This window comes from Streptomyces sp. NPDC002018, from assembly GCF_042890865.1.
In the GTDB taxonomy this organism is placed as follows: Bacteria; Actinomycetota; Actinomycetes; order Streptomycetales; family Streptomycetaceae; genus Streptomyces.
The window spans coordinates 260,183-285,784 of the sequence record NZ_JBIASO010000009.1 but is presented as its reverse complement, the minus strand read 5'-3'; the positions used below and the strand labels follow the sequence as shown (position 1 = coordinate 285,784).

At 72.0% G+C, this 25,602-nt stretch carries 24 protein-coding genes; 3 read left to right on the top strand and 21 right to left on the bottom strand.

The features are described 5' to 3' along the window. Positions 1 to 56 precede the first annotated feature (56 nt). From ACFYYH_RS17705 to ACFYYH_RS17670, 8 genes are all read right to left on the bottom strand, one after another. Positions 57 to 395, bottom strand: coding sequence for a metal-sulfur cluster assembly factor (locus ACFYYH_RS17705; RefSeq protein WP_363080665.1), 339 nt, complete (start codon positions 393 to 395; stop codon positions 57 to 59). After that, a complete protein-coding gene (sufU, locus tag ACFYYH_RS17700; protein WP_388551558.1) occupies positions 392 to 856 on the bottom strand; it encodes a Fe-S cluster assembly sulfur transfer protein SufU in 465 nt (154 codons plus the stop codon). The genes ACFYYH_RS17705 and sufU overlap by 4 nt, the downstream gene beginning before the upstream one ends. A gap of 18 nt (positions 857 to 874) precedes the next feature. Beyond that, positions 875 to 2,149 (bottom strand): cysteine desulfurase, encoded by a 1,275-nt coding sequence (locus ACFYYH_RS17695; RefSeq protein WP_388551556.1) that lies wholly within the window; start codon positions 2,147 to 2,149, stop codon positions 875 to 877. After that, a complete protein-coding gene (gene sufC, locus ACFYYH_RS17690; RefSeq protein WP_388551554.1) occupies positions 2,146 to 2,910 on the bottom strand; it encodes a Fe-S cluster assembly ATPase SufC in 765 nt (254 codons plus the stop codon). The genes ACFYYH_RS17695 and sufC overlap by 4 nt, the downstream gene beginning before the upstream one ends. 7 nt (positions 2,911 to 2,917) lie before the next feature. Beyond that, positions 2,918 to 3,235 carry a bifunctional 3-phenylpropionate/cinnamic acid dioxygenase ferredoxin subunit gene (locus ACFYYH_RS17685; RefSeq protein ID WP_388551553.1) on the bottom strand — a complete coding sequence of 106 codons (318 nt, stop codon included), beginning with the start codon at positions 3,233 to 3,235 and terminating at the stop codon, positions 2,918 to 2,920. Beyond that, positions 3,235 to 4,413 carry a Fe-S cluster assembly protein SufD gene (sufD, locus tag ACFYYH_RS17680; protein ID WP_388551551.1) on the bottom strand — a complete coding sequence of 393 codons (1,179 nt, stop codon included), beginning with the start codon at positions 4,411 to 4,413 and terminating at the stop codon, positions 3,235 to 3,237. The genes ACFYYH_RS17685 and sufD overlap by 1 nt, the downstream gene beginning before the upstream one ends. A 74-nt stretch (positions 4,414 to 4,487) precedes the next feature. Further along, on the bottom strand, positions 4,488 to 5,909 hold the full coding sequence (gene sufB, locus ACFYYH_RS17675; RefSeq protein ID WP_066950221.1) for a Fe-S cluster assembly protein SufB: 1,422 nt from the start codon (positions 5,907 to 5,909) through the stop codon (positions 4,488 to 4,490). After that, positions 5,906 to 6,655, bottom strand: a complete 750-nt coding sequence (locus ACFYYH_RS17670) for a helix-turn-helix transcriptional regulator (protein WP_388551549.1) — start codon at positions 6,653 to 6,655, stop codon at positions 5,906 to 5,908. Before ACFYYH_RS17670 ends, sufB begins: the two co-directional genes overlap by 4 nt. A gap of 257 nt (positions 6,656 to 6,912) precedes the next feature. Here ACFYYH_RS17670 and ACFYYH_RS17665 point away from each other — a divergent pair, with 257 nt between their 5' ends. The 3 genes from ACFYYH_RS17665 to ACFYYH_RS17655 all read left to right on the top strand — a co-directional run bounded on the left by ACFYYH_RS17665 (position 6,913) and on the right by ACFYYH_RS17655 (position 9,829). After that, the gene (locus ACFYYH_RS17665; RefSeq protein ID WP_388551547.1) at positions 6,913 to 7,896 is read left to right on the top strand and encodes an ABC transporter ATP-binding protein; all 984 of its coding nucleotides are present in this window, start codon (positions 6,913 to 6,915) and stop codon (positions 7,894 to 7,896) included. 113 nt (positions 7,897 to 8,009) lie between these two features. After that, on the top strand, positions 8,010 to 8,726 hold the full coding sequence (locus tag ACFYYH_RS17660) for an ABC transporter permease (RefSeq protein WP_388551707.1): 717 nt from the start codon (positions 8,010 to 8,012) through the stop codon (positions 8,724 to 8,726). Positions 8,727 to 8,854: 128 nt separating this feature from the next. Beyond that, on the top strand, positions 8,855 to 9,829 hold the full coding sequence (locus ACFYYH_RS17655; RefSeq protein ID WP_388551546.1) for a heme A synthase: 975 nt from the start codon (positions 8,855 to 8,857) through the stop codon (positions 9,827 to 9,829). Positions 9,830 to 9,864: 35 nt separating this feature from the next. Here ACFYYH_RS17655 and ACFYYH_RS17650 read toward each other — a convergent pair whose 3' ends face one another. The 13 genes from ACFYYH_RS17650 to ACFYYH_RS17590 form a co-directional block, all read right to left on the bottom strand. After that, the gene (locus ACFYYH_RS17650) at positions 9,865 to 10,872 is read right to left on the bottom strand and encodes a sugar kinase (protein ID WP_388551544.1); all 1,008 of its coding nucleotides are present in this window, start codon (positions 10,870 to 10,872) and stop codon (positions 9,865 to 9,867) included. Further along, complete coding sequence (locus ACFYYH_RS17645) at positions 10,869 to 11,864, bottom strand: SMP-30/gluconolactonase/LRE family protein (RefSeq protein WP_388551542.1); 996 nt, start codon at positions 11,862 to 11,864, stop codon at positions 10,869 to 10,871. The genes ACFYYH_RS17650 and ACFYYH_RS17645 overlap by 4 nt, the downstream gene beginning before the upstream one ends. Further along, positions 11,861 to 12,502 (bottom strand): bifunctional 4-hydroxy-2-oxoglutarate aldolase/2-dehydro-3-deoxy-phosphogluconate aldolase, encoded by a 642-nt coding sequence (locus tag ACFYYH_RS17640; RefSeq protein WP_388551540.1) that lies wholly within the window; start codon positions 12,500 to 12,502, stop codon positions 11,861 to 11,863. The genes ACFYYH_RS17645 and ACFYYH_RS17640 overlap by 4 nt, the downstream gene beginning before the upstream one ends. A gap of 151 nt (positions 12,503 to 12,653) precedes the next feature. Next, complete coding sequence (locus ACFYYH_RS17635) at positions 12,654 to 13,484, bottom strand: hypothetical protein (protein ID WP_388551539.1); 831 nt, start codon at positions 13,482 to 13,484, stop codon at positions 12,654 to 12,656. Beyond that, on the bottom strand, positions 13,478 to 14,623 hold the full coding sequence (dgoD, locus tag ACFYYH_RS17630) for a galactonate dehydratase (protein WP_388551537.1): 1,146 nt from the start codon (positions 14,621 to 14,623) through the stop codon (positions 13,478 to 13,480). Before dgoD ends, ACFYYH_RS17635 begins: the two co-directional genes overlap by 7 nt. Further along, complete coding sequence (locus ACFYYH_RS17625; RefSeq protein ID WP_388551535.1) at positions 14,620 to 15,390, bottom strand: FadR/GntR family transcriptional regulator; 771 nt, start codon at positions 15,388 to 15,390, stop codon at positions 14,620 to 14,622. The genes dgoD and ACFYYH_RS17625 overlap by 4 nt, the downstream gene beginning before the upstream one ends. Before the next feature lie 67 nt (positions 15,391 to 15,457). Further along, positions 15,458 to 16,216, bottom strand: coding sequence for an SDR family NAD(P)-dependent oxidoreductase (locus ACFYYH_RS17620; RefSeq protein WP_388551533.1), 759 nt, complete (start codon positions 16,214 to 16,216; stop codon positions 15,458 to 15,460). Between the two features lie 142 nt (positions 16,217 to 16,358). Further along, positions 16,359 to 18,479: an alpha-galactosidase gene (locus tag ACFYYH_RS17615; protein WP_388551531.1), complete on the bottom strand. Its 2,121-nt coding sequence runs from the start codon at positions 18,477 to 18,479 to the stop codon at positions 16,359 to 16,361. After that, positions 18,476 to 19,384 carry a carbohydrate ABC transporter permease gene (locus tag ACFYYH_RS17610; RefSeq protein ID WP_388551529.1) on the bottom strand — a complete coding sequence of 303 codons (909 nt, stop codon included), beginning with the start codon at positions 19,382 to 19,384 and terminating at the stop codon, positions 18,476 to 18,478. Before ACFYYH_RS17610 ends, ACFYYH_RS17615 begins: the two co-directional genes overlap by 4 nt. Continuing rightward, positions 19,381 to 20,229, bottom strand: coding sequence for a carbohydrate ABC transporter permease (locus ACFYYH_RS17605; RefSeq protein WP_388551527.1), 849 nt, complete (start codon positions 20,227 to 20,229; stop codon positions 19,381 to 19,383). Before ACFYYH_RS17605 ends, ACFYYH_RS17610 begins: the two co-directional genes overlap by 4 nt. 112 nt (positions 20,230 to 20,341) lie before the next feature. Next, a complete protein-coding gene (locus ACFYYH_RS17600; protein WP_388551525.1) occupies positions 20,342 to 21,631 on the bottom strand; it encodes an ABC transporter substrate-binding protein in 1,290 nt (429 codons plus the stop codon). Positions 21,632 to 21,829: 198 nt separating this feature from the next. Next, complete coding sequence (locus tag ACFYYH_RS17595; protein WP_388551523.1) at positions 21,830 to 24,001, bottom strand: glycoside hydrolase family 27 protein; 2,172 nt, start codon at positions 23,999 to 24,001, stop codon at positions 21,830 to 21,832. A 375-nt stretch (positions 24,002 to 24,376) separates the two neighbouring features. After that, positions 24,377 to 25,489 (bottom strand): amidohydrolase, encoded by a 1,113-nt coding sequence (locus tag ACFYYH_RS17590; RefSeq protein ID WP_388551521.1) that lies wholly within the window; start codon positions 25,487 to 25,489, stop codon positions 24,377 to 24,379. Positions 25,490 to 25,602: the final 113 nt, after the last annotated feature.

Here is a 25,602-nt window from a genome sequence, read left to right as displayed (position 1 = left end):
CCGGCGGCCGGGAAACACGAGGCGCCCCGCTCGGGGGGGGGCGCCGGAGGATCGGATCAGACGTTGAAGCCCAGTGCGCGGAGCTGCTCGCGGCCATCGTCCGTGATCTTGTCCGGGCCCCACGGCGGCATCCAGACCCAGTTGATCTTGAGTTCGCTGACGATGCCGTCCGTCGCCGCCTTCGCCTGGTCCTCGATCACATCCGTCAGCGGACAGGCCGCCGACGTCAGGGTCATGTCCAGGGTGGCGGTGTTGGAATCGTCGATGTGGATGCCGTAGATCAGGCCGAGATTGACGACATCGATACCCAGCTCGGGGTCGACGACGTCGTACAGCGCCTCGCGGACCTCGTCCTCCGAGGCCGGCTTGATCGTCAGGGTCTCGTTCTCGCTCATGCGGTCTCCTTCGTCGCACTCTCGCCCAGGGCCTGGGCCGTCGCGTCCTTCCATGCCATCCAGCTCAGCAGTGCGCACTTGACGCGGGCGGGGTACTTGGAGACGCCGGCGAACGCGATCGCGTCCTCCAGCACCTCCTCCATCGCGTCGTCCGGCTCCAGCTGGCCCTTGGAGTGCATCAGCTCCAGGAAGGTGCCCTGGATCTTGTCCGCCTCGGCCAGTTCCTTGCCGACCAGCAGTTCATTCAGTACGGATGCGCTGGCCTGGCTGATGGAGCAGCCCTGGCCCTCGTACGAGACATCCGCGATCCGCGAACCTTCGTACCGCACACGCAGCGTGATCTCGTCACCACAGGTCGGGTTCACGTGGTGCACTTCGGCGTCGCCGTCCCGCAGACCGCGCCCGTGCGGGTGCTTGTAGTGGTCCAGGATGACGTCCTGGTACATCGAATCCAGCTTCACGGACAGCCTCTCAAGTCCTCATCCGAAGAACTGACGGACGTGCTCCAGCCCCTCGACCAGAGCGTCGACCTCGGCCGGAGTGGAGTACAGATAGAAAGACGCTCTCGTGGTCGCGGGAATTCCGTAGCGCAGGCAGACCGGCCGGGCGCAGTGGTGGCCGACCCGGACGGCGATGCCCTGCTCGTCGAGGACCTGGCCCACATCGTGCGGATGGATGTCACCGAGCGTGAAGGAGATCGTGGCGCCCCGGTCCTCGGCCGTGGCCGGGCCGATGATCCGCAGATCGGGGACCTCCAGCAGCCGCTTCACCGCGTACTCGGTGATGGCGTGCTCATGCGCGGCAATCCGCTCCATACCGATCGCGGAGAGATAGTCCACGGCCGCGCCGAGGCCCACGGCCTGCGCGATCGGGGGCGTACCCGCCTCGAACTTGTGCGGGGCCGGCGCATAGGTCGACGAGTGCATCGACACGGTCTCGATCATCTCGCCGCCGCCGAGGAACGGAGGCAGGTCCTCCAGCAGTTCCTGACGGCCCCAGAGCACCCCGATCCCGGTGGGTCCGACCATCTTGTGGCCGGTGAAGGCCACGAAGTCGGCCTGGAGCGCCTGGACGTCCAGCACCTGGTGCGGGGCGGCCTGCGAGGCGTCGACGCAGACCAGCGCGCCGACCTCCTGGGCGCGGCGGACGATCGCCTCGACCGGGTTCTGGGTGCCCAGGATGTTGGAGACCAGCACAAAGGAGACGATCTTCGTCTTCTCGGTGATGATCTCGTCGATGTTGGACAGGTCGAGACGGCCGTCGTCGGTGATGCCGAACCACTTCAGCTTCGCGCCCGTACGCTGCGACAGAAGCTGCCACGGCACGATGTTGGAGTGGTGCTCCATCTCCGTGATGACGATCTCGGTCTCGTGGTCCACGCGGTAGGGCTCGTCGGCCCAGCCGAGCATGTTGGCCACGAGGTTCAGTGACTCCGACGCGTTCTTGGTGAAGATCACCTCGTCGCGGCTGGGAGCGTTGATGAAGGCGGCGACCTTGTCGCGCGCGCCTTCGTACAGCGCCGTGGCCTCCTCGGCGATGGTGTACACGCCCCGGTGGACGTTCGCGTTGTGCCGCTCGTAGTACTCGTTGAGTGTGTCGAGCACCTGGCGCGGCTTCTGCGAGGTCGCCGCGGAGTCCAGGTACACGAGCTTCTTGCCGTCGTGGATCACCCGGTCGAGGATCGGGAAATCCTTGCGGATCGCCTCGTCGAGCAGTCGATCCGACGCTGTGAGAAGGCCCGGCAGCTCTGTCACGCGCTCACGCCACCCTTCACATATGCCTCGTAGCCCTCTTCCTCCAGCTTGTCGGCCAGTTCCGCGCCGCCGGACTCGGCGATACGGCCCTGGGCGAAGACATGCACGAAGTCGGGCTTGATGTAGCGGAGAATCCGCGTGTAGTGCGTGATCAGCAGGGTGCCGACCTCGCCGGTCCCGCGGACGCGGTTGACGCCCTCGGAGACGACCCGCAGCGCGTCCACGTCGAGGCCGGAGTCGGTCTCGTCGAGGATCGCGATCGCGGGCTTGAGCAGTTCGAGCTGGAGGATCTCGTGGCGCTTCTTCTCACCGCCGGAGAAGCCCTCGTTCAGATTGCGCTCGGCGAAGGCGGGGTCCATCTGGAGGCGCTCCATGGTCTCCCGGACCTCCTTGACCCAGGTGCGCAGCTTGGGGGCCTCGCCGCGCACGGCGGTGGCGGAGGTGCGCAGGAAGTTGGAGACCGAGACGCCGGGGACCTCGACGGGGTACTGCATCGCGAGGAAGAGCCCGGCGCGGGCGCGCTCGTCGACGGTCATGCCGAGGACGTCCTCGCCGTCCAGGGTCACGGTGCCGCCGGTGACCGTGTACTTGGGGTGGCCCGCGAGGGAGTAGGCGAGGGTCGACTTGCCGGAGCCGTTGGGGCCCATGATGGCGTGCGTCTCGCCCTGCTTGACGGTCAGGTCGACGCCCTTGAGGATCTCGCGGGGGCCGGCCTCGGCCTCGACGGAGACGTGCAGGTCGTGGATTTCAAGCGTTGCCATGGGTGACTCAGGACTCCTGGGTGACGGAGACGAGCACATCGTCCCCTTCGATCTTTACGGGGTATACGGGGACGGGGCGCGTCGCGGGCAGACCGGACGGTTTCCCGGTGCGGAGGTCGAAGCTGGAGCCGTGCAGCCAGCATTCGATCATGCAGTCCTCGACCTCGCCCTCCGAGAGCGAGACATTCGCGTGCGAGCAGATGTCGTTGATCGCGAACACCTCGCCGCCGGTACGGACGACGGAGACGGGCGTGCCGTCGAGTTCCACCCGCTTCGGGGTGTCCTCCGCCAGCTCGCCCAGCCCACAGACACGGACGAAGGCCATCAGACCGATGCCTCCAACTCCGCGTCGATCTTGGTCATCAGGCGTTCCTCGACGTCCGGCAGGCCGATCTTCTGGACCAGCTCGGCGAAGAAGCCGCGGACCACCAGCCGGCGGGCCTCGGTCTCGGGGATGCCGCGGGCCATCAGATAGAAGAGCTGCTCGTCGTCGAACCGGCCGGTGGCCGAGGCATGGCCGGCGCCCGCGATCTCGCCGGTCTCGATCTCCAGGTTCGGCACCGAGTCGACCCGCGCGCCGTCCGTGAGGACCAGGTTGCGGTTCATCTCATAGGTGTCGGTGCCCTCGGCCGAGGCCCGGATCAGTACGTCACCGATCCAGACCGCGTGCGCGTCGCTGCCCTGGAGCGCGCCCTTGTAGGCCGCGTTGGACTTGCAGTGCGGGGCGTTGTGGTCGACGAAGAGACGGTGCTCCTGGTGCTGGCCGCGGTCGGTGAAGTACAGACCGAACAGCTCGGCCTCACCGCCCGGGGCCGCGTACCTCACCTGGGGCGTGAGCCGTACGACATCGCCGCCGAAGGTGACCACCACGGACTTGAAGGAGGCGTCCCGGCCGACCAGCGCGTTGTGCTGGGCGACATGGACGGCCTTCTCGTCCCAGTCCTGGAGCGAGACGACGGTCAGCTTGGCGCCGTCGCCGACGAGGTAGTCGACATTGGCCGCGAGCACGGCGTCGCCGGTGTGGTCGATGACGACGACCGCCTCGGCGAAGGCTCCCAGCTCGACGATCTGGTGCCCGTAGGCGGTGCCGCCCTCGCCGTGGACGCTGATCCTGATCGGCTCGCTCAGCACGGTCTCCTTCGGCACCGAGACGACCGAGGCCTTCTCGAACGAGGAGTACGCCTGGGCGGCGACCCGGTCGACCGGAACACCGGCGCGGCCGATCCGCTCGTCCTCCCGGCCGACGGTCTCGACGACGACGCCGTCGGGTGCGGTCACCTCGACCGTGACGCCGTCCGCCGCGACGGCGGTGCCGTCGTGCAGCCCGCGCAGCCGCTCCAGCGGCGTGAACCGCCACTCCTCCTCACGGCCGTGCGGGACGGGGAAGTCCGCCACGTCGTAGGAGGGGGGCGCGCTCATGCGCGTGGCGACGGTCGACTCGGCGGCCACCGCGATCGAACCGGCGGTGGTGGAACCCGCCGGAATGTTCTGAGCCTCAGCCATGGCTGTCGTCGTGCTCTCTCTCTGCCTCTGCGTAAGGAATAACGGTCACTGGCGGGGGCGCCGCCGGGCCGGGGTCAGCCGACGGAGCCTTCCATCTGGAGTTCGATCAGCCGGTTGAGCTCCAGCGCGTACTCCATGGGCAGTTCCTTGGCGATCGGCTCGACGAAGCCGCGCACGATCATCGCCATCGCCTCGAACTCGGAGAGACCGCGGCTCATCAGGTAGAAGAGCTGGTCCTCGGAGACCTTGGAGACGGTGGCCTCGTGGCCCATGGACACGTCGTCCTCACGGACGTCCACGTACGGGTACGTGTCGGAGCGGGAGATGGTGTCCACCAGCAGGGCGTCGCAGAGCACATTGGACTTGGAGCCCTCGGCGCCCTCACCGATCTCGATCAGACCACGGTAGGAGGTGCGGCCGCCACCGCGCGCCACCGACTTGGAGACGATGTTCGACGAGGTGTTGGGGGCCATGTGGACCATCTTGGCGCCGGCGTCCTGGTGCTGGCCCTCGCCCGCGAAGGCGATGGACAGGGTCTCGCCCTTGGCGTGCTCGCCCATCAGATAGACGGCCGGGTACTTCATGGTCACCTTGGAGCCGATGTTTCCGTCGACCCACTCCATCGTGGCGCCCTCATAGGCGACGGCGCGCTTGGTGACCAGGTTGTACACGTTGTTCGACCAGTTCTGGATGGTCGTGTAGCGGCAGCGCCCGCCCTTCTTGACGATGATCTCGACCACGGCGCTGTGCAGCGAGTCCGAGGAGTAGATCGGGGCGGTGCAGCCCTCGACGTAGTGGACGTAGGCGTCCTCGTCGACGATGATCAGCGTCCGCTCGAACTGGCCCATGTTCTCCGTGTTGATACGGAAGTAGGCCTGGAGCGGGATGTCGACGTGCACGCCCTTCGGCACGTAGATGAACGATCCGCCGGACCACACGGCCGTGTTCAGCGAGGCGAACTTGTTGTCACCGACCGGGATGACCGTGCCGAAGTACTCCTGGAACAGCTCGGGGTGCTCCTTGAGCGCGGTGTCCGTGTCCAGGAAGATGACGCCCTGCTCCTCCAGGTCCTCGCGGATCTGGTGGTAGACGACCTCGGACTCGTACTGGGCGGCGACACCGGCGACGAGGCGCTGCTTCTCCGCCTCCGGGATGCCGAGCTTGTCGTACGTGTTCTTGATGTCCTCGGGCAGTTCCTCCCAGGAAGCGGCCTGCTTCTCGGTGGACCGGACGAAGTACTTGATGTTGTCGAAGTCGATGCCCGACAGGTCCGAGCCCCAGCTCGGCATGGGCTTCTTGCCGAACAGGCGCAGACCCTTGAGCCGCAGCTTCAGCATCCACTCCGGCTCGTTCTTCTTCTCCGAGATGTCGCGGACGACAGCCTCGGAGAGACCGCGCTTGGCCGCGGCGCCCGCGGCGTCGGAGTCGGCCCAGCCGAATTCGTACGTACCCAGACCCTCGAGCTCGGGGTGGGCAGTCTCCGTGGGGAGCGTCATTCGGGGTTCCTCCCGGCTGTGCTTTCAGATGCGTGATGGGTGGTCTCTTGGGTGGCGCTGGCGCGGGGGATGAACGTCGTGCAGACACCGTCGCCGTGGGCGATGGTGGCCAGCCGCTGCACATGGGTGCCGAGCAGTCGGGAGAAGGACTCCGTCTCCGCCTCGCAGAGCTGCGGGAACTGCTCGGCGACATGGGCGACCGGGCAGTGGTGCTGGCAGAGCTGCTCGCCCTGCTGGTTCGGCGCGCTACGCGCCGTAGCAGCGTACCCGTCGGCGCTCAGTGCCCTGGCGAGAGCCTCGGTGCGCTTGTCGGGCTCGGCGGACTCGACCGCCGCGCGGTAGGTCTCGGACTGGTCGGCGAGGCGGGCGCGCGCGAACGCCGCGACGGCCGCCTCACCGCGCTCGCCGCCGCCCGCGGCCCGCGCGATCCAGCGCAGGGCGTCGGCGGCGAGCTGGTCGTAGGACTGGTCGAAGGCGTCCCGGCCGCAGTCGGTCAGGACGAACACCTTGGCCGGCCTGCCCCGCCCGCGTGAGCCGTAGACCCGCTGCTCACGGGGTTCCACCACGGCGTCGGCGGCCAGGGCGTCGAGATGACGGCGGACGGCCGCCTGGGTGAGCCCGAGGCGCCCCGCGAGCTCGGAGACCGTGGAGGGGCCATGGTCCAGGATGGAGCGCGCGACCCGGTTGCGAGTGGAGTGCTCACCGGTCGCGAGTTCCTCCTGAGGAGCCTCGCCAACGTATTTCACAACGCCATTGTTGCGTAATTCCGGCGGCCCTGACAACCACGGTCCGCAGCGGCCGGCGGTGGGTTCCATCACTTAGGGTTACCTAAGAAGTGGCGTTTCGCGGTGTGGGACAAGGGCTCCCGCGCGCGTGGGACGGCTTCCCGAACGCCGTACGAGGTCCCCCTCACCGACAGGGCAAACAGCGCCTTCCGGCCCCCCGGCGGCCCCTTTCGGCCCCGCGGGCCGGGGGCCGCCGCGCCCTGCCTAGACTTCCCGGCATGCGCAGCGTCTTCCCGGGCGGCTCCCTGCCCGACCGCGGTACCGCCACGGGCCCGGCCCCCGGAGAGCCCGTCGTCGAGGTCCGCGGTCTGGTCAAGCGGTACGGGTCCAGAACCGCGGTCGACGGCCTCGACCTGGTGGTACGCGCCGGTACGGTCACCGCCGTGCTCGGCCCCAACGGCGCGGGCAAGACCACGACGGTCGAGATCTGCGAGGGCTACCGCCGGGCCGACGCGGGCAGCGTGCGCGTCCTCGGTCTCGACCCCGTCGCGGACGGCGCCCGGCTCCGCCCGCGCATCGGCGCGATGCTCCAGTCGGGCGGTGTGTACTCCGGTGCGCGCGCGGAGGAGATGCTCCGCCACATGGCCCGGCTGCACGCGCGTCCGCTGGACGTGGACGCGCTGATCGAACGGCTCGGCCTCGGCGACTGCGGCCGTACCACCTACCGCCGGCTCTCCGGCGGCCAGCAGCAGCGGCTCGCGCTCGCCCTGGCCGTCGTCGGCCGCCCCGAACTGGTCTTCCTGGACGAACCGACCGCCGGGCTGGACCCGCAGGCCCGCCGCTCCGCCTGGGAGCTGGTCCGCGAGCTGCGCGCCGACGGGGTCACCGCCGTACTGACCACGCATTTCATGGACGAGGCCGAAGAACTCGCCGACGAGGTCGTGATCATCGACGCGGGCCGGGTGATCGCCCAGGGCAGCCCGGAGGAGCTGTGCCGCGGCGGCGCCGAGAACACCCTGCGCTTCACCGGGCGCCCCGGTCTCGACCTCGGCTCCCTGCTGAAGGCGCTGCCCGACGGGACGGGCGCCGACGAGCTGTCCCCGGGGGCGTACCGGATCAGCGGCTCGGTCGGCCCCCAGCTCCTCGCCACGGTGGCCTCCTGGTGCGCGCAGCACGGGGTGATGCCGGACGGGATCTCCGTCGAGCGGCACACGCTGGAGGACGTCTTCCTCGAACTGACCGGCAAGGAGCTGCGTTCATGACCGCCGACACGAGCAGCGGCACGGGCGCGGCCACGGGCGCGGGAGCGGCCACGGGCACAGGAGCGGGGGCGGGAACGTACGCCCCGGCACCCGGCGCGGCCCCCGTGCTCCGCATGATCGCGGCCCAGACCGCGTTCGAGACCAGACTGCTGCTGCGCAACGGTGAACAGCTCCTGCTGACCGTGATCATCCCCTCGCTGCTGCTGGTGCTGTTCTCGACGGTCGACATCGTCGACACCGGCGCGGACGAGGCGGTCGACTTCCTCGCACCCGGTGTGCTCGCCCTGGCCGTGATGTCCACGGCGTTCACCGGACAGGCCATCGCCACGGGGTTCGAGCGGCGGTACGGCGTGCTCAAGCGGCTCGCCGTGTCCCCGCTGCCCCGATGGGCCCTGATGACCGCCAAGACGCTCTCCGTCCTGGTCACCGAGGTGCTCCAGATCGCGCTGCTGACGGTGATCGCCCTCGCGCTGGGCTGGTCCCCGCACGGAAACCCGCTCACCGTCGTGCTGCTGCTCGTGCTGGGCACCGCGGCCTTCTCCGGGCTCGGTCTGCTGATGGCGGGCACGCTGCGGGCGGAGGCGACACTGGCCGCGGCCAATCTGGTCTTCCTGCTGCTCCTGGTGGGCGGCGGGGTGATCGTGCCGCTGGACCGGTTCCCCGACACGGCCGGGTCCGTCCTCGGGCTGCTGCCGATCTCGGCGCTCTCCGACGGTCTGCGGGACGTCCTCCAGCACGGCGCCGCGGTGCCCTGGGGCGATCTGGGGGTGCTGGCAGGCTGGGCCGCGCTCGGCCTCGGCGCCGCCGCGGCGCTCTTCCGCTGGGAGTGAGCGCCCCCGTCCCGCCGGGAGGAGCGCCCCGTCCCGCCGGCAGTGGGCGCCCCGTCCCGCTGGGGGTGGGCGCCCCGTCCCGGGGTGCGCGCCCCCCTCGTGAAAAGCTGCACAAGCTCCCGCCTACGATGGTTGCCGTGCTGACCCCCCTCGCCTCTATCGCCCAGCGCTGGACGCCTTCGCCCCGTACGGTCCGGCGCGCCGCGCTCACCGCCGTCGTGATGAGCGTGGTGATCGTCGTCACCGGTGGCGCGGTCCGGCTGACCGGCTCCGGCCTCGGCTGCGACACCTGGCCCAAGTGCACGGACGACAGCCTGTTCGCCACGCCCGAGCAGGGCATCCACGGTGCGATCGAGTTCGGCAACCGGATGCTGACGTATGTGCTGTGCGCGGCGGTCGGCTGGGCGATCATCGCGGTGCGCTCGGCGAAGCCCCGGCGGCGCGGGCTGACCCGGCTCGCCTGGTCCCAGTTCTGGATCGTCATGGGCAACGCCGTGATCGGCGGCGTCACGGTGCTGATGGACCTCAACCCGTGGACCGTGGCGGGCCACTTCTTCCTCGCCACCGGCCTGATCACCGTCACCACGCTCACCTGGCTGCGCACCCGCGAGGGCGACGGCGCGGCCCGGCCGCGTGTGCCGCGCCCCGTGCGCAAGCTGTCCTGGGCCCTGACCGGGGCGGCCGTGGTCCTGATCGCGGCGGGGACGACGGTGACGGGCTCGGGCCGGCACGCGGGCGACAGCAGCGATGTGCCGCGCATGCCGTTCGACTGGGTCACCGCCGCCCATGTGCACGCGGTGTTCGCCTGGCTCGTCTGCGCGCTGGCCGTGGCGATGTGGCTGGTGTTGCGGGTGGTGGACGCCCCGTCGGACACCCGGGCGCGCGCCCGGGAACTGCTGCTGGTCCTGCTCGGCCAGGGCGCGATCGGCTATGTGCAGTTCTTCACCGATGTCCCGGAGATCCTGGTCGGCGCCCATATGCTCGGCTCCTGTCTGGTCTGGATCGCCGTGCTGCGGCTGGCGATGAGCCTGCGCGAACGCCCGAACGCCACACCCGAGATCCCGGCGCAGCCGGAGTCCACGCTCTCCCCGGTCGCAGGCTAGCTAGGGCCTCTCGCTCGGTCCTGTCCGGCGGGACTTCACGGGGCCTGGGACGCCCAGGTCCGTTCGTCCGCCGCCAGCAGCTCTCTCATCCGGGCCGCCGGCGGCAGCGGGCCGTGGTCCGCCGTGACGCGCAGGGCCGCCGCCGCCGTGAGATGCCCCAGGCGCACGGCGTGCACGGGGTCGCCTGCCGCCCGCAGCCCGGCCAGGAAGCCCGCCGCGAACGCGTCGCCCGCGCCCACCGGCTCCACCACCTCGACCGGCAGGGCCGGGACGGTGTGCGGCACCTGGCCGAGATAGGCCGTGGCCGCCCGTCCGCCGTCCTTGACCACCACGACGCGCGGCCCCGGCAGCAGGGCCCGTACCGCCGAGGCGTCCGTCACCGCCGGGCCCCACAGCGCCTGGGCCTCGTCCAGACCCACGAAGACCAGATCGGCGCGGTCGGCGAGCGCGTGCAGGATCTCCCCCGCCGACTCCCCCGCCGGGCGGCCGGTCCACAGCGCGGCGCGATGGTTCACGTCGAAGCTGACCGGATACGGCCGGCCGGGTGCCAGCGCCTCCTCGGCCAGGGCCCGGCAGCTCTCCGACAGCGCGGGGGTGATGCCGGTGAGATGGACGAGTCCCGCTCCCCGTACGGCCGCCGACCGCAGCACCTCCGGGCCGAGCGCCGAGGCGGCGGAGCCGCGCCGGTAGTAGTGCACACGGGTGCCGTCGGCGCCGGGGTTCTTGATCAGCAGACCCGTCGGCCGGGTGGGATCCGTGCGTACGCCGGTGACGTCCACGCCGAAGGACGCCACCCGCTCGCGGATCCGTCCGCCGAACGGGTCGTCGCCGAGCGCGGACACCCAGCGCACCGGCACCCCGTGGTCGGCCAGATACATCGCCACGTTCGACTCGGCGCCCGCGATGTCCAGCCGGAGCAGCTCCGCGTCGTCGAGCGGGGCGACCGGCTCGGGCGCCAGGGCCGCCATCGTCTCCCCGACACAGACGACGGGCCCCGCCCCGATCGGCCGGAGTCCGCCGTCCGGCACGCGCGGGGTGCTCATGAGCCGCTGCCCGGGTCCGGGCGGTAGGCCGCCGCCGGCGGTCCCGGTACCTCGACCCGTACGGTGAAAACCGCGCCGTCGAGGGGCCCCGGCCGGGACAGCCCCGTACGGGCACTGGTGATGTACAGCGTGCGCCCGTCCTCCCCGCCCAGACAGACCCCGGCGGGCTGTGACGCGGGGACAGGAACCACCCGGTCCAGGGTGCCGTCCCGGCGGTAGCGGTGGACCACGCCCTCGCCCCAGACGGCGGTCCACAGACCGCCGTCCGCGTCGACGGCCATACCGTCGGGCCCGCCCGCCGCCAGCCTCGTGAACACCGACGGCTCCCCCAGCGCGCCCGTCCCCGGGTCGACCGGATACCGGCGGATGAGCCCCCGCGCGCTGTCCGCGAGGAACAGGGTCGCTCCGTCGCCGGAGAACGCGGGGCCGTTCGGTACGGTGATGCCGCCCAGCACCCGGTGGACGGTTCCGTCGCGGTCGACGCGGTAGAGGGATCCCGCGCCCTCGACCCCGTCGTAGGCCATGCTGCCCGCCCAGAAACGGCCGTGCGGATCGGCGGTCCCGTCGTTCATCCGCATCGGTACGGGCGCGCCGTCCTCCGGACGCGCCAGCCACCGGACCCGGCCGCCCGCGTCCGCGCCCCCGCCGGTCTCGGCGTCGGCGTCGGCATCGGCGTTCCCGTCGGCGTCGGCGTTCCCGTCGGCATCGGCATCGGCGTCAGTGTTCCCGTCGGCGTCGAGCAGACAGATCCCCGGGCCCGCCGCCGCGATCCAGCTTCCGGGACGGCCCTCGACCGGGGCCACCGCGCCGAGGGCCACCGGCAGCCGCGCCAGCTCGGCCAGCGCTCCCGTGCCCGCGGGGTCGCCGGACGGCGCCGTCAGCAGCCGCCCGGAGAGGATGTCGACCAGTACGATCCGGCCGTCGGCCCAGCGGATTCCCTCGCCCAGTTCGAGACGGTCCGTCCAGCGGGGCTCGGCCCCCGCGCCGCTCATCGCCCCGCCTCCGCCCGCTCGCGCACCACGGTGAGGAAGTCCCTCGCCCGTGTGCGCAGTGCGTCGGGGTCTCCGCCGTCCGCCGCGTCCCCGACCAGCGGTGAACCGACCCCCACCGCCACCGCCCCGGCCGCCAGATACGCGCGCGCGGCCGCCGCGTCCACTCCTCCGACCGGGACGAACGGCAGGTCGGGGAAGGGGCCCCGCAGCGCCCGCAGATACGCCGGGCCGCCCGTCTGCCCGGCCGGGAAGAGCTTGAGCGCCTCGGCGCCGAGCCGCACCGCGCTCAGGATCTCCGTCGGTGTCATGACCCCGGCGAGGGCGGGCATGCCCAGCTCCCTGGCCACGGTGATGCCGTCGCTGACCGCCGGGGTCACGATGAAGTCGGCGCCCGCCGCGTGCGCGGCGCGCGCGTCGTCGGGGCCGAGGACCGTGCCCGCGCCGAGCGGCGCGTCCGGGCCGAGAGCGGCACGGGCGCGGGCGATCACCTCCAGCGCGTTCCGTCCGGAGAGCGACACCTCGATGAGGGCGACGCCCTCCTCGGCCAGGGTCAGTACGGTCCTCAGCGCCGCGTCCGGATCGGCGCCGCGCACGATGGCGACCAGCCGGTGGGCGCGGAGCGCGCTCAGCAGATCCACGGGGTTCCTCTTCTCTTCCTCTTCTTCATGGATGGGATGGCTTCATGGGCGGCGCCCGTGCAGGGCCTGTGCGTGGGCTGTGGCAGGGCCTGTGCACGGGCTGTGCATCGACGGCGGCTCCGGTGCGCGCGGGGCGGCGCTCCGGCGCGCTTCACGCGGGGCGGCGCACCGACAGCGTGAGCCGCCAGCGGACCTCGCCCGACGCGGGGACGCGTGCCGCGTCCTCCTCCCCCGCGTGGGCCAGGTCGAAGACGCGCCCGAGCATCGGCTCGACCCCGAGGGAGCGGTACGGCGCGTCCTCGGGGAAGCCGCCGAGGTTGCGCCAGAGCGCGACCGAGACCGGCTGTCCCCCGGCCTCGACCGACAGGCACAGTTCGTCGGCCCCGTCCCGTACGGACACCTCGGACGTGTCGACCACGGCGCCCACGGCCGTACCGTCGGCGGGGCCGAGCCGGTCGAGCGGCACGCCCGCCACCGTGGGCCAGCGGCCCGGGAGCAGGCCCGCGCCGCCGTCGGGATACAGCCGGACCGCCGCCCCCTCGGGCATCACCACCCGGGCCCGCACGGAGAGTTCGAGCAGCGCGTGCGCGGCCCAGAGGAACCGGTAGCCGGGCGCGGCGGACAGCCGGTAGTCCACGACCGTACGCGCGGGTTGCGCGCTGATCCGCCGCAGCAGCCGGAAGTCCGGGCAGTCGACCGCCTCCGCCACCCCCGGCCCGCTCTCCTCGGCCCGCCGCCACACCCGGGACCACGCGTCACCGTGATCCGGTGTCCCCCTGATCGTGGGGACGCACTCCTCCAGGCCGCCCGCGTCGGCGAACGCGTCCCCCGGCCGGACGCCCGCCCGGCGCGGCTCGTCCCGGAACCACAGCCACTCCCGGCCGCCGTCCCGGCCGTCCCCGCCGCCCCGCAGCGACGTCCAACGCCCGCCGTGGGCCGGGTCCGTGACCACCAGGGGCGCGGCGGCCCCGGCCCTCACCATTCCGCGAACGACCCGTCCGCGTGCCGCCACACCGGGTTGCGCCACGCGTGCCCCGCGCGGTCGGCGGCCCGTACCGCGTCCTCGTCGACCGTGATGCCGAGGCCCGGCAGCCCGGTGCGGTGCGCCTGCCCCGCCTCGAACCGGAAGGGTTCGGTGTCGACGACGTACGACAGCAGATCGGCGTCCTTGTTGTAGTGGATGCCCCGGCTCTGTTCCTGGATGAGGAAGTTCGGTGTGCAGAAGGCGATCTGGAGGCTGGCGGCGAGCGCGATGGGCCCCAGCGGGCAGTGCGGCGCCAGTTGCGCCCCGTACGTGTCCGCCAGCGACGCGATCCGGTGGACCTCCGAGATGCCTCCCGCGTGCGAGAGGTCCGGCTGTGCCACGGCGATCCCCGCCGCCAGCGCGGGCAGGAACTCGGCCCGCCCGTAGAGCCGTTCACCGGTGGCTATGGGCACCGGGCTCGCCGCCACGAGCGCGGGCAGCAGATGCCCGTGCTCGGGCAGCAGGGGCTCCTCGGCGAACAGCGGGTGCAGCGGGGCGATCTCCTGGAGGACACGGCGCACACCGGCCGGGCCGAAGCGCCCGTGGAAGTCCACAGCGACATCGCGGTCCGGGCCGAGGACCGCGCGGGCCGCGGCCACCCGTTCCACCACGGCGGTGGTCTCGGCCAGGGTGGTGATCGGTGACGTACGGCCCGCCGCGTTCATCTTGACGGCGGTGAAGCCCGCCTCGACCTGTTCGGTGATCTCCTCGGTGAGCCGGTCCGGTTCGTCACCGCCGACCCACGCGTAGACGCGCACGGAGTCCCGTACGGGTCCGCCGAGCAGGGCGTGCACGGGTGCCCCGTAGGTCTTGCCCGCGATGTCCCACAGCGCCTGGTCGATCCCCGCGACGGCGCTGGAGAGCACCGGGCCGCCCCGGTAGAAGCCGCTCTTGCTGAGCACCTGCCAGTGGTCCTGGATCCTGAGCGGGTCCTGGCCGATCAGATACTCGGCGAGGACGCCGACGGCGGCCCGGACGACCTCGGCACGGCCCTCGACCACCGGTTCGCCCCAGCCCACCACGCCCTCGTCGGTCTCGATCCGGCAGAACAGCCAGCGGGGCGGTACGAGGAACGTCTCCACTCGAACGATCTTCACTTGGCCTCGGGGCCCTTCTCCTCGGTGTCCGCGCGGGGAGCGCCGTGCACCTTGTCGAGGTCGCGCACCGCCTGGTCGAGCAGGGCGCGCATGGCGCGCTCCGCCGCGTCCTGGTCCCCCGCCCGTACGGCGTCGAGGACGGCACGGTGACTGGGTACGGGGTCCTCGCCGTGCGGGGAGCTGTGCACGATCTGGTCGCGGTGGGCCAGTCCGGACTCGATGACCATCTCCATCCGTTCCAGCAGTTCGTTGTGGGTGGCCGCGAGCAGCGCCCGGTGGAAGGCGAGGTCGGCCTCGACCGCGCGGGCCGCCCCGCCGGCCTCGCTGCTGTCGTCCTCCGTCGTCCGGCCCATCGCCGTCAACGCCGCCTCCAGCTCGGCGAGATCGTCGTCGGTGCGGCGCGCGGCGGCCAGCCGTACGGCGGCCGGCTCCACGATCCCGCGTACCTCTCCCAGATTGCGCAGCAGACCGAGGTCGGCGTCGGAGCTGGTGCCGTCGGCGAACTGCCAGCGCAGGACGTCCGCGTCGAGGAGGTTCCAGTCGGCACGGGCTCTGACGAACGTGCCTCTGCGCTGCCGTGCGTCGACCATCCCCTTGGCCCCGAGCACCTTCAGCGATTCGCGCAGGGCGGTCAGACTGACGTCCAGCTCGCGCTGCAACGCCACGAGATCGAGTGTCGCCCCCTCGGGAATCTCCCCGCTGAGCACCCGGCGCGCAAGAATCTCCACGGTCTGGCCGTGTACTCCGCGGCGCGCGTACGGCGTCATGTCGTAATGCCTTTCTGCTGGTCGGTCGTTGTCCGGCGGTGGTGGCGCGGTGTCGGCGGTCCTGGGGTCAGGCCGACGCCTTCACCACGCTCCAGCCGCCGTCCACGAGCAGGCTCGATCCGGTGATGTACGAAGCTTCCTCGGCCGCCAGAAAGGCGATCGCCGCGGCGACCTCCTCGGGTCTCCCGAAGCGGCGGGCCGCGGTCTCGGCGACGCTGCGCTCCCGGTCCGCCGCCGGCACCCGGTCCCAGGCGGCGGTGAGGATCGGTCCCGGCAGGACGGCGTTGACCCGTACCTCGGGGCCGTACTCCACGGCGAGCTGTCCGCTGAGCGAGAGCAGCGCGCCCTTGGAGGCGGCGTACGCGGGGTGTCCGGGGATGCCTTTGTGCGCGTGGACGGACGAGGTGAGGACCACCGCCCCGCGCTGGGCGCGCAGATCGGGCAGAACGGCCCGGAAGCCGAGGAAGCCGCCGGTGAGATTGACGGCGAGCTGGCGTTCCCAGGCGTCGAGGGAGAGTTCGTGGGCGGGCGCGACCCGTACGGTGTAGGCGTTGCTGACCAGGACGCCGACCGGTCCGTAGGTGTGCGCGGCGGCCACGATCCGCTCCCAGTCTCCCTCGTCGGAGACATCCGCCGGGACGAAGGTGGCGCTGCCGCCGGCCGCGCGGACACCGGCGGCGACGGCTTCCCCGCGCTCCGCCGCGATGTCCGCGAGGATCACGGCTGCGCCTTCCGCCGCGAGCCGTTCGGCGGTGGCGGCGCCGATGCCCGAGGCGGCTCCGGTGACCACGGCGACGCGGTCGGTGAATCGGGCGGTTCCGTTCATGGGACGGGTCGACTCCTTGGGGGGTGGGGGCGGGGTGTCGGGACGGTGGACGGCGGGCCGGCCGCCGGGGACCGGTGACGGGGTCAACGCCGGTGTGTCCTGGGCGACATGAAGACTGTAGTGACCGTGCGGTCCGGTCCGGTCACTCACGCGTGAGGACCACCAGCTCCGCGTCGTACCGCTCCGTCCAGGCGAACGGCAGCCCGGAGTGGAGGAGATGGGCCCCGCTGTACAGGACGCCCGACGCGGTGTCCCGGTAGCGGGCCGCCGGGTCGAGTCCGCGCAGCCGGAGGCGGGCCGGGCGCCCCGGGACCAGCGGCGCGCCGTCCAGCCGTCCGGTGTTCCACGCCGTGACGACGACCCTGGCGCCGCCCGGCTCCTCGTACTGCGCCCCGCAGGTGGGGTCGGCCGGGGAGTTCAGCAGCCGCGCCTCCCCGTGGTGGACGACCGCGCGGATCTCCTTGTACCGGGCGATCCAGTCCGCCGCCTCGGCGCGCTGCTCCGGCGTCCAGGTACGGATGTCGGCGCCGATGCCGAGCACGCCGGCCGCCGCGGTGACGAAGCGGAAACCGAGCGAGCGCGGGCGCGGGTCGAAGACACCGGGCGCGTCGGTGACCCAGGAGCTCATGGTGTGCGGGGCGTGCGCGTGGAGATAGCCGTACTGGATGGCGAGCCGGTCGAGCGGCGCGGTGTTGTCGCTGGGCCACACCACGTCCGTACGGGCGAGGGTGGCGTGCTCGATGCGGCCGCCACCGCCCGCGCAGCCCTCGACGGTGACCTCCGGGTGGTGCGTGCGGAGATGGTCGAGGACCCGCAGATACCCGGCGACATGCGCGGCGTCGAGGTCCTGCCGCTCGACGGGGCCGCCGCCGGGCCTGCCGCGTTCGGTGGGCGGGCGGTTCATGTCCCATTTGAGATAGCTGATGGCGTGGTCGCCGAGCAGCCGGTCGAGCGTGCCGAGGACGAATTCCTGGACGTCCTCGCGGCCGAGGTCGAGGAGGAGCTGGTTGCGTACGAGGGTGGCGGGGCGGCCCTCCAGCCGGTAGACCCACTCGGGGTGCGCCGCGTACAGCCCGGAGGCGGGGCTGATCGCCTCCGGCTCCACCCACAGTCCGAAGTCCAGTCCCAGCCCGTGGACCTGGGCGATGAAGTGGTCGAGTCCGTCCGGGAAGGACGCCGGATCGGTGTACCAGTCGCCGAGCCCGCCGGTGTCGTCGGGACGCCCGGTGAACCAGCCGTCGTCGACGACGAAGAGTTCGGCTCCCATCCCGGCGGCGATCCGGGCCAGTTCGAGCTGGGTCCCGGCCTCGACGTCGAAGCCGGTGGCCTCCCAGGAGTTGTAGAGGACCTTGCGGGGCCGGTCCATCCGGTCGCCGGTGAGCCGGCGCTCGTAGCGGTGCCAGACCCGGGTGAGCCCGTCGAGGCCGTCGGGGCTGAAGGCGCAGGCGAGCCGGGGGGTGCTGAGCGTCTCGCCGGGGGCGAGCCGTACCGCGCCCTCGTGCGGGACGCGTCCCGCACGGACCCGGACGGCGCCGCCGGGCTCGGCGTCGGTGGTGATGTGCCAGTTGCCGGACCACTCCAGGGCGATGCCGTAGGTGGGGGTGGCCCCCTCGGCGGGGAACGACGCGTCCTGGACGGCGAGCCAGGGGGCGTAGGCATGGCCGGGGACGGCCTGGGTGGAGGCCATCCCGAAGCTGCCACGGGCCAGTTCGAGCTGGGTGAGCTGGAACTCCTGGGACCACTGGCCGGTGAGGTACGTCAGCCGGGCGCCGCCCGTGACGGGGACGGTGACGGCGGCGGAGTCGAAGCGTTCCAGCCGCAGTCCGGTCTCCGCGAGGCAGGTCAGTTCGGTCCAGCGGAGGATCACATCGGTGCCGGGGACGGTCTCGTAGCACAGGGCCGTCGTCAGTCCGAGGGTCTCGTCGGTGAAGACCAGCCGCAGGGAGGAGTCGTCGGGGTGCGTGGCCCCGGCGAAGTGCCACCACACCCCGCGCTCCTGGCCGGGCCGCTGGGCGACCAGATCGGCGCCGGTGAACGGCCGCAGCCCGTACGGGATGTACTCGGCGGGCGCCAGATCGGCCGGGGTGATGAAGTGCGTACGCCGTGACCAGTCCAGCGCGGAGGGTCCGGTCTCGGCTCCGTGCGGGCCCCACGCGGCCAGTTCGGCCCAGCGTCCGTCGCCGGCGAGGACGACCGCGTAGGTGGTGTTCTCGGTGCGCAGCAGCCACCGGTCGTCCCGCGCGTGCGGGTCGTGCGTCGTCACTTGACTGCTCCCAGATTGAGTCCGGCGACGAAGTGCCGCTGGAACCGCAGGAATACGATCACGGTCGGGGCCGCCGCGATCACCGAACCCGCCGCGATGACGTTCCACATCGACACGTACTGCCCCTGGAGGCCGATGAGCGAGGCGGTGACCGGCATCTTGCTGTCCGTGCGCAGCACGGTGATGGCCCACAGCAGGTCGTTGAAGATCCAGGTGAAGGAGAGCGCGCTCAGCGCGGCGAGGGCGGGCGTGGCCAGCGGCATGATGATGCGCCGGTAGATCTGCCACGGGCTCGCGCCGTCGATGACGGCGGCCTGCTGGATCTCGGGCGGGATGGCGCGCATGAAGCCGTGCAGCACGAAGACGTAGAAGCCGACGCCGAAGCCGACCTGGACGCCGATGAGCGCGTACAGCGAGTCGTACAGCCCCAGTGACTCGCTGATCTTCGAGACCGGGATCAGCAGGATCTGCGGGGGCAGCAGATTGCCGCCGAGCATCAGGAGCAGCAGGGTGCGGCGCAGCGGCAGGTCGTAGCGGGCCAGTGCGAAGGCCGCCAGGGAGGCCAGCGCGAGCGACAGCAGCACGGTCGGCACGGTGACGAGCAGGCTGTTGGCGAGGGCGCGGCCCTGTCCGCCGTCGACCCAGGCCTGGCCGAAGCCGCTCAGGGTGAAGGAGTGCGGCAGTCCGCCGAGGCCGTTGGCGGCGATGTCGTCGAAGGACCGGGTGCTGGTCACGAGGACGAGGAGGATCGGCACCAGCCACAGCAGGGACAGCGCGCCCGCGCCGAGGTGGAAGCCGGCGGTGGACCAGGCGCGGCGCCGGGAGCGCCGGGTGGTCACGGGCGGGGTGCCGGGCCGGGCGGGGTGCTTCCCGGCCGGCGGTGCGGCGGCTCGGGTGACGCTCATGAGTCGGCCTCCCGGAAGGCGCGGACGAGATAGGTCACGATGACCCCGAAGGCCAGTACGAAGATCACGACCGCGAGTGCGGAGCCGTATCCCAGCCGCAGGGACTGGAAGGCGGTGGAGTACATATAGGTGCTGAGCAGTTCCGAGGAGTGGTAGGGACCGCCGCGGGTGAGCGCCCAGACCACGTCGAAGGAGCGCAGCGAGTCGATGACGATCACCGACAGGACCACCGCGTTGACGCTGCTGAGCTGGGGCAGGGTGATGTGGCGGAACTGCTGCCACCGGCTCGCGCCGTCGACCTTCGCCGCTTCGTAGAGCACCGGGTCGATGCCCTTGAGACCGGCGAGGTAGAGCACCATCACATAGCCGATCTGGCGCCAGAGGGCGGGCACGATCACGGCGTAGAGGGCGGTGTCCTGGTCGGCCAGCCAGGCGTGCCGGAGGCTGCCGAGCCCCACGGCGTCGAGGGTGTTGTTGATCAGACCGTCGGGCTGGTACATCGCCTGCCACACCAGGGCGGTGGCGGTGAGCGAGAACACCACGGGCAGGAAGAGCGCCGCCCGGTAGAAGCCGATCCCGCGGCGCTCCTGCTGGAGCAGCAGGGCCGCGCCGAGGCCGAGGAGCGCGGAGAGACCGCCGAAGAGCAGCAGCCACAGCACGGTGTCGAGCACGGCGGTGCGGAAGATGGTGTCGCCGAACATCTCGCGGTAGTTGGCGAGGCCGACGAACTCCGGCGCCGAGACACCGTCCCAGTTCGTGAGCGAGAGATAGAAGCCCTGGGCCGCCGGCCAGAACACCCAGAAGGCCTCGGCGAGCAGGGGGACGAGGACGAAGACGAGGACCACGGGCCTGACCCGGGTCGCACCCCGGCGTCCCGGGCCCGCGGGCCGTCCCCGGCCTCCCGGCCGTCGCCGCTCGCCCCGCCGTCCGGACCGGGGTTCGGTCAGCACCGCCACGTCACTGTCCCCAGATCTTCTGGGCGTCCCGCTGCCAGGTGGTGAGGATCGAGTTGATCTCCTTGGGCTTGGCGAGGAAGCGGGTGAGCGCGGTGTCCGCCGTGGGCTGGAGGGCGTCGCTGGAGTCGCGGTTGAAGAACTGGGTGACGTCCGCGGCGCTCTCGATCAGCGCGCGCCCCTTCTTGACCAGCGGGGTCCCGGTGTCCTTGGCCTTCGGGTTGGTGGGCAGCGCGGTGCCGGAGGAGCCCTTGAGATAGATCTCCTGCGCCTCGGCGGTGGCCATGAAGGCCATCAGTTCCTTGACCTCGTCCCGGTGGCCGCTGCGGGCGCTGGCGAAGTAGCCGTCCGTGGGGCCCTCCTCGGCCACCGGGACCTTCGGGTCGATGACCGGGAAGCGGAAGAAGTCGATGTCGTCGAGCTGGTCCTTGGGCGCGGAGTCGGCGAAGAAGGTGCCGATCAGCATCATTCCGGTACGGCCCTGGAGCAGCGCGGTGGTGGCGTCCTGGAAGGCCAGGGCCGTGCCGTTGGGGTCGAAGTAGGGCAGGGCCTCGGTCCACCGGTCGAAGACCTTGTGGACCTCGGGGTCGTCGAAGCGGTGCTTTCCGGCGAGGAGGTCGCGGTGGTACTGCGCCCCGTTGATCCGGATGTTGAGGTAGTCGAACCAGGCGGAGGCCACCCAGGCGGTGTTGCCGCCGGCGCCGAGGCCGATCGGCGCGACGCCCTTGGACTTGAGCGTGTCGCACAGGTCGAGGAACTCGTCCCAGGTCTTCGGCTCCTGTACGCCCCACTTGGCGAAGTTCGACTTGCGGTAGAAGCAGCCCCACCAGTAGTAGGTGGCCGGCACGAAGACCTTCTTGCCCGCCGAGGAGGTGCAGAGCTTCTTGAGCGCCTCGCTGTAGCCGGACAGCTCGGGCTTCTCCCAGAGGTCGCCGACATCGAGCAGGAGGTCCTTCCTGGCGTACGAGTCCGCCACCGAGCCGGGGTACCAGGTGAGCAGGTCCGGCGGCTGGGCGGAGGTCAGATAGGTCGGGAGCTGGGTGCGGAAGGTCTCGGAGGCGACGGTGTTGAGCGAGGCCTCCGCGCCGCCGCGCTTGTTGAACGCGGCGACCAGATCCTCCATGGCCTTCTTCGCCTGCGGCGAGGAGAGATTGGACTGAAGGGTGACGGGGCCGCCGCCGGCGGAGGCCTTGCCGCTCGGTCCCGAGGTGACACAGCCGCTGATGAGCGCGGCGGCGCCGACCGCTCCGGTGCCCGCCAGGAAGCGGCGGCGGCTGGGGGCTGAACTGTTCATGGACGTGCTCCCTGATGGCTAGAGAAGTCTGTGGGGGCGGGGACTGGAGGGGGATGAGGCCGGAGGCCGGGGGGGCCGGAGGCCGGGGGGGCCGGAGGCCGGGGGGCCGGAGGCCGGGGGGCCGGAGGCCGGGGCGGTCCGCGCCGCGGCCCGGGTGCGAACCGGGCCGCGGGCGGACCGCGGTGCGGCGCCGTGCGGTCAGAGACCGCTCTGGTGGACGCGGTCGCCGACCCCGCGGAAGACGGTCAGCACCCGGCCGTCCGGTCCCGCGGTGGCCCCGAGCGCGCCTCGGAAGACATCGCTCTTGAACTCGGTGCGCGGCCCCCAGCCGCCCCAGCCGTCGGCGCTGCCCGCCGGGTACGCACGGGTCCAGAGGGTGTAGTCGCTCGCGCGGGCGTAGAGGTGCACGGTGTTCCCCGACGAGACGAGGGTCGGGCTGCCCCCGACGGTCCCGCCCAGCGAGGACCACGCCGACCAGGCGCCTGATCCGTCCCGCGTCCTCGTCCACACCGCGTCGTCGGCGGTGCGTACGGCGAGATGGGTACGGCCCGCCGCGTCGGTGACGGCCGAGGGGCGCCCGTACACGATCAGTCCCTCCGGCGCGCCGAGCGGGGTCCAGTGTGCCGAGGGACCGCCCGACGGTCCGCGCGAGGCGATGGTGCCGTCCTCGCCCCGGGCGAAGAGCGTCCAGTCGTCCGGGCCCCGGAAGGCGACACCCGGGGCGTCGGTGAGCGTGCCGCCGAGCTTCTGCCAGGGGCCCCAGTGTCCGGCGACGGAGGTGCGCCGGTACGCCGCGTTGTCCGTACCGCGGACGAAGACATCGATCCGGCCGCCCGCCGAGGCGTACGCGGCGGGCTGGCCGAGGATCCGGCCGTGTGTCGGTCCGCCCAGCGCGGTGGTGCGCGCCGGCCAGTGGCCGTCACGTCCTGTCTGCTGCCGCAGCGAACCGTCCGTACCGCGCGTGAAGGCGGTCAGTACGCCGGCGCCGTCCGCCACCAGCGCGGGATCGGCCGAGGACGCCACGCCGAGCGGCACCCCGGGGGCCTCGTCCGTGCCGGAGAGCCGGAGGAAGGCCGTGCCGTGCGCGGGGACCGTCACCGTGTACGAGCCGGTGTGCGTGCCCGCGTTCTTCCTGGCGCGCAGATCCCGTACCGCGACCGGGCCGCCGAGTCCCGCGTCGGCGAAGCTCACCGTGCGCTCGGCGGGCTGCTCGGAACGGTTGAGCAGCACCACCGCCCGCTTGCCCGCGCCCTGGAGCACCTTGCTGTAGACATCGCCGGTGGCGTCGGTGGCGACCCGTACCCCCTGGATGGCCAGCGGGTCCTGGTCGACGGCGAGGATCTCGGGGTTGCGCAGGGTGTCGATCATCGACTGCGGCAGGGTGCGCGGGTCGGAGCCGATGACCAGCGGTGCGCCCATGACGGCCCACAGCACCAACTGGCTGGTGGACTCCTCCTCGTTCAGCTCGTACGAGCCGTCCGCGGTCTTGCGCATCGGGAGCAGATAGTCGGGGTCGTTGTAGTGACCGGGGCCCTGCGCCTCGGGGTGCCAGGCGTTGGCGTCGGCGCTGCGCAGGATGTTGGTCCAGTTGCCGGGGTACGGCGTGCCGAACGCGAGGTCGGTGCCGGTGCGCCAGGAGTCGGCGATCGTGGGGCCGTAGACATACGCGTTGTGCGCGTCCTGCTCCGGGGTGTGCGGCAGCCCCCAGTCGTCGGTGAGCGGGTTGCACAGATTGAGCAGCATCCGCCGGCCGGACTTGGCGACCGCGTCGCTGAACTCCTTGAACGCGGGGCCCGGGTCGAGCTTCGCGCCGATACCGCAGAGGAAGTCGACCTTGATCGCGTCGATCTTCCAGCCCGCGAACTGCCGGGCGTCCTCGGTGTAGTGGCCACGGCTGCCGAGGCCGCAGCTCTTGCCGCCGTCGTACTCACCGGCGTCGGTGTAGATACCGGCCTTGAGTCCGCGCTGATGGAGATAGGTCACCAGCGCGGGGATGCCGGAGGGGAAGCGGTCCGGGTGCGCGGCCAGCCGTCCCCGGCTGTCCCGCGGGTTGTCGGCCTGCCAGCCGCCGTCCAGCCACACGATGTCGTAGCCGCTGCTCTTGAGGCCGCTGCTGACCAGGTAGTCGGCGACGTCCTTCACCGCGCTCTCGGTCGGGGCGCCCAGACCGTAGTAGGTGTTCCAGCCCATGTAGGGCGTGGGGGCCAGACCGCTGTCGTAGTACCGGGGCGCGCCCTGGTCGTCGGCGGCGCGCGGCGCGGAGGGCCGTGGGGCGGAGGCGTCCGGCGCGAGGGCGTGCGCCGTGGGCATCGCCGCCCCGGCCAGCGCGGCGACTCCGAGAATCGCTCCGGCCCGCCGGGCACGCACCATCCCTGCACGATGCGAAGTCAACTGTGTCTCCCGAGGATTGGGGTCCAAGGGCGTCACGCCGCCGCCCTCCCGTCCCGAGAGCGCGGCGGCGGCGCCACGACGAAGACTGTGACCCGGCGGTCCGACCCTGTCAACGATTATTACTAATTAAATGAAACAAGCCTGACTCCCCTTCGTCATCCATCGTCATCATCCGGATCATCCGGAGCGGAACGCGGGGCGGAGGACAGACCGGGAGGCAGGACGGAAGGCAGGACGGAAGGCAGGACGAGAGGCAGGACGAGAGGCAGGACGCAGCACCGGCGGATGATGTTCGCGAACGTGAAGATCAGGCGCGGGCGGGACGCGCGGGCGGCCCCGGGGGACACGCGGCGGTCAGTCGCCCAGCAGCCGGTAGAGCCGGCGGGCGTTGCCCGCGGCGATCATCCCGGCGACGCGCTGGGCGTCCCCGGGCGCCCAGGCCCCGTCGGCCACCCAGCCGCCGAGCACCCGCGCCAGTGCCTCCCGGAACACCCGCGCCCCCACCACATGCAGCTCGGGCAGCCCGCGCGCACCACTGGAGAACAGGAGCTTCCCGAACGGGGCGAGTTCCAGGATCTCGGCGAGTACGGCCGTGGCCCGCGCTCCCGTATACGCGAGCGCGGGCCCCAGATCCGCGTACACATGCGGGAAGACCCCTGTGAGCTGGGCGGCGTGCCGGTGGTGCGGATAGGCGCCCAGCAGGACCAGATCGGTGCCGAGCCCGGCCGTGGCCGCCGCGAAGCCGGAGAGCGGCAGCGGCTCGGAGCGGCCGGCCGGCGGCAGGACACCGGCGGTGCCCGTGTGCAGTTGCAGAGGGAGTCCGGAGCCCACGGCGGTCCAGAGCAGATGGCGCAGGAGTACGGGATCGGTGAGCGGCGCCCCGGCCGCCCGGCCGGCCAGCCAGCGGCCGGCGGCGCCGCGTACCTCGCCGGGTCCCGGCGGCTCGGGGGCCAGCGCGAGGCCGTGCCGGATCCCGGCGACGGAGCTGAAGGCGACGGCCGACGCGGCGGCGGTGTGCACGGACTCGGCGAGACCGGCGAGGAAGGTGCCGACTCCGCCCGTGGCATCGGCGACCCGCTCGGCGAGCGGTTCGAGCCGGACGATCTCACGGGCCTCGGCCGCGCCCGCGGACGCGATCTCCTCGGGGCCGGTCAGATCGCCGGGCACCCCGGTGTCCACCAGATAGGTGGCGATCCCGGTGGAGCGCAGCAGCCGTCGGCCCGCCTCCAGCACGCCCAGCTCCCTGCGGCGGGCCAGATAGCGGGCCGGCGGGCAGTGGGGTTCGAGGCCGAGTACGGGCGGGCACCAGCGGCGTACCGCGAAACCGGTCTGGGTGTCGAAGAACGTGGTGCCCGCGGCCGGTGGCTCCGCCGTCCTGCCCAACTGGGCCTCGAAGGTACCGAGGCCCAGCTCCCCGCGGAGCACACCGTGGCAGTACTGGTCCACCAGGGACGCAGTTTCGATCATCGGGATTCCCGTCGTGGACCGTACTCCTACAGTCCTAACGGGCGAACCGCGATCGGGTGGCGCCCAACGGCCGCGTCGGGGCCCCGCCGGCCCGCGCGCCGACCGGCGGGACC

What these genes read in the sequence shown, in the direction of transcription:
- ACFYYH_RS17705 (WP_363080665.1), bottom strand. Translation starts at nt 395, where the DNA reads ATGAGCGAGAACGAGACCCTGACGATCAAGCCGGCCTCGGAGGACGAG.
- sufC (WP_388551554.1), bottom strand. Translation starts at nt 2,910, where the DNA reads ATGGCAACGCTTGAAATCCACGACCTGCACGTCTCCGTCGAGGCCGAG.
- ACFYYH_RS17685 (WP_388551553.1), bottom strand. Translation starts at nt 3,235, where the DNA reads ATGGCCTTCGTCCGTGTCTGTGGGCTGGGCGAGCTGGCGGAGGACACC.
- sufD (WP_388551551.1), bottom strand. Translation starts at nt 4,413, where the DNA reads ATGGCTGAGGCTCAGAACATTCCGGCGGGTTCCACCACCGCCGGTTCG.
- sufB (WP_066950221.1), bottom strand. Translation starts at nt 5,909, where the DNA reads ATGACGCTCCCCACGGAGACTGCCCACCCCGAGCTCGAGGGTCTGGGT.
- ACFYYH_RS17665 (WP_388551547.1), top strand. Translation starts at nt 6,913, where the DNA reads ATGCGCAGCGTCTTCCCGGGCGGCTCCCTGCCCGACCGCGGTACCGCC.
- ACFYYH_RS17660 (WP_388551707.1), top strand. Translation starts at nt 8,010, where the DNA reads ATGATCGCGGCCCAGACCGCGTTCGAGACCAGACTGCTGCTGCGCAAC.
- ACFYYH_RS17655 (WP_388551546.1), top strand. Translation starts at nt 8,855, where the DNA reads ATGGTTGCCGTGCTGACCCCCCTCGCCTCTATCGCCCAGCGCTGGACG.
- ACFYYH_RS17650 (WP_388551544.1), bottom strand. Translation starts at nt 10,872, where the DNA reads ATGAGCACCCCGCGCGTGCCGGACGGCGGACTCCGGCCGATCGGGGCG.
- ACFYYH_RS17645 (WP_388551542.1), bottom strand. Translation starts at nt 11,864, where the DNA reads ATGAGCGGCGCGGGGGCCGAGCCCCGCTGGACGGACCGTCTCGAACTG.
- ACFYYH_RS17635 (WP_388551539.1), bottom strand. Translation starts at nt 13,484, where the DNA reads ATGGTGAGGGCCGGGGCCGCCGCGCCCCTGGTGGTCACGGACCCGGCC.
- ACFYYH_RS17625 (WP_388551535.1), bottom strand. Translation starts at nt 15,390, where the DNA reads ATGACGCCGTACGCGCGCCGCGGAGTACACGGCCAGACCGTGGAGATT.
- ACFYYH_RS17620 (WP_388551533.1), bottom strand. Translation starts at nt 16,216, where the DNA reads ATGAACGGAACCGCCCGATTCACCGACCGCGTCGCCGTGGTCACCGGA.
- ACFYYH_RS17610 (WP_388551529.1), bottom strand. Translation starts at nt 19,384, where the DNA reads ATGAGCGTCACCCGAGCCGCCGCACCGCCGGCCGGGAAGCACCCCGCC.
- ACFYYH_RS17600 (WP_388551525.1), bottom strand. Translation starts at nt 21,631, where the DNA reads ATGAACAGTTCAGCCCCCAGCCGCCGCCGCTTCCTGGCGGGCACCGGA.
- ACFYYH_RS17595 (WP_388551523.1), bottom strand. Translation starts at nt 24,001, where the DNA reads ATGGTGCGTGCCCGGCGGGCCGGAGCGATTCTCGGAGTCGCCGCGCTG.
- ACFYYH_RS17590 (WP_388551521.1), bottom strand. Translation starts at nt 25,489, where the DNA reads ATGATCGAAACTGCGTCCCTGGTGGACCAGTACTGCCACGGTGTGCTC.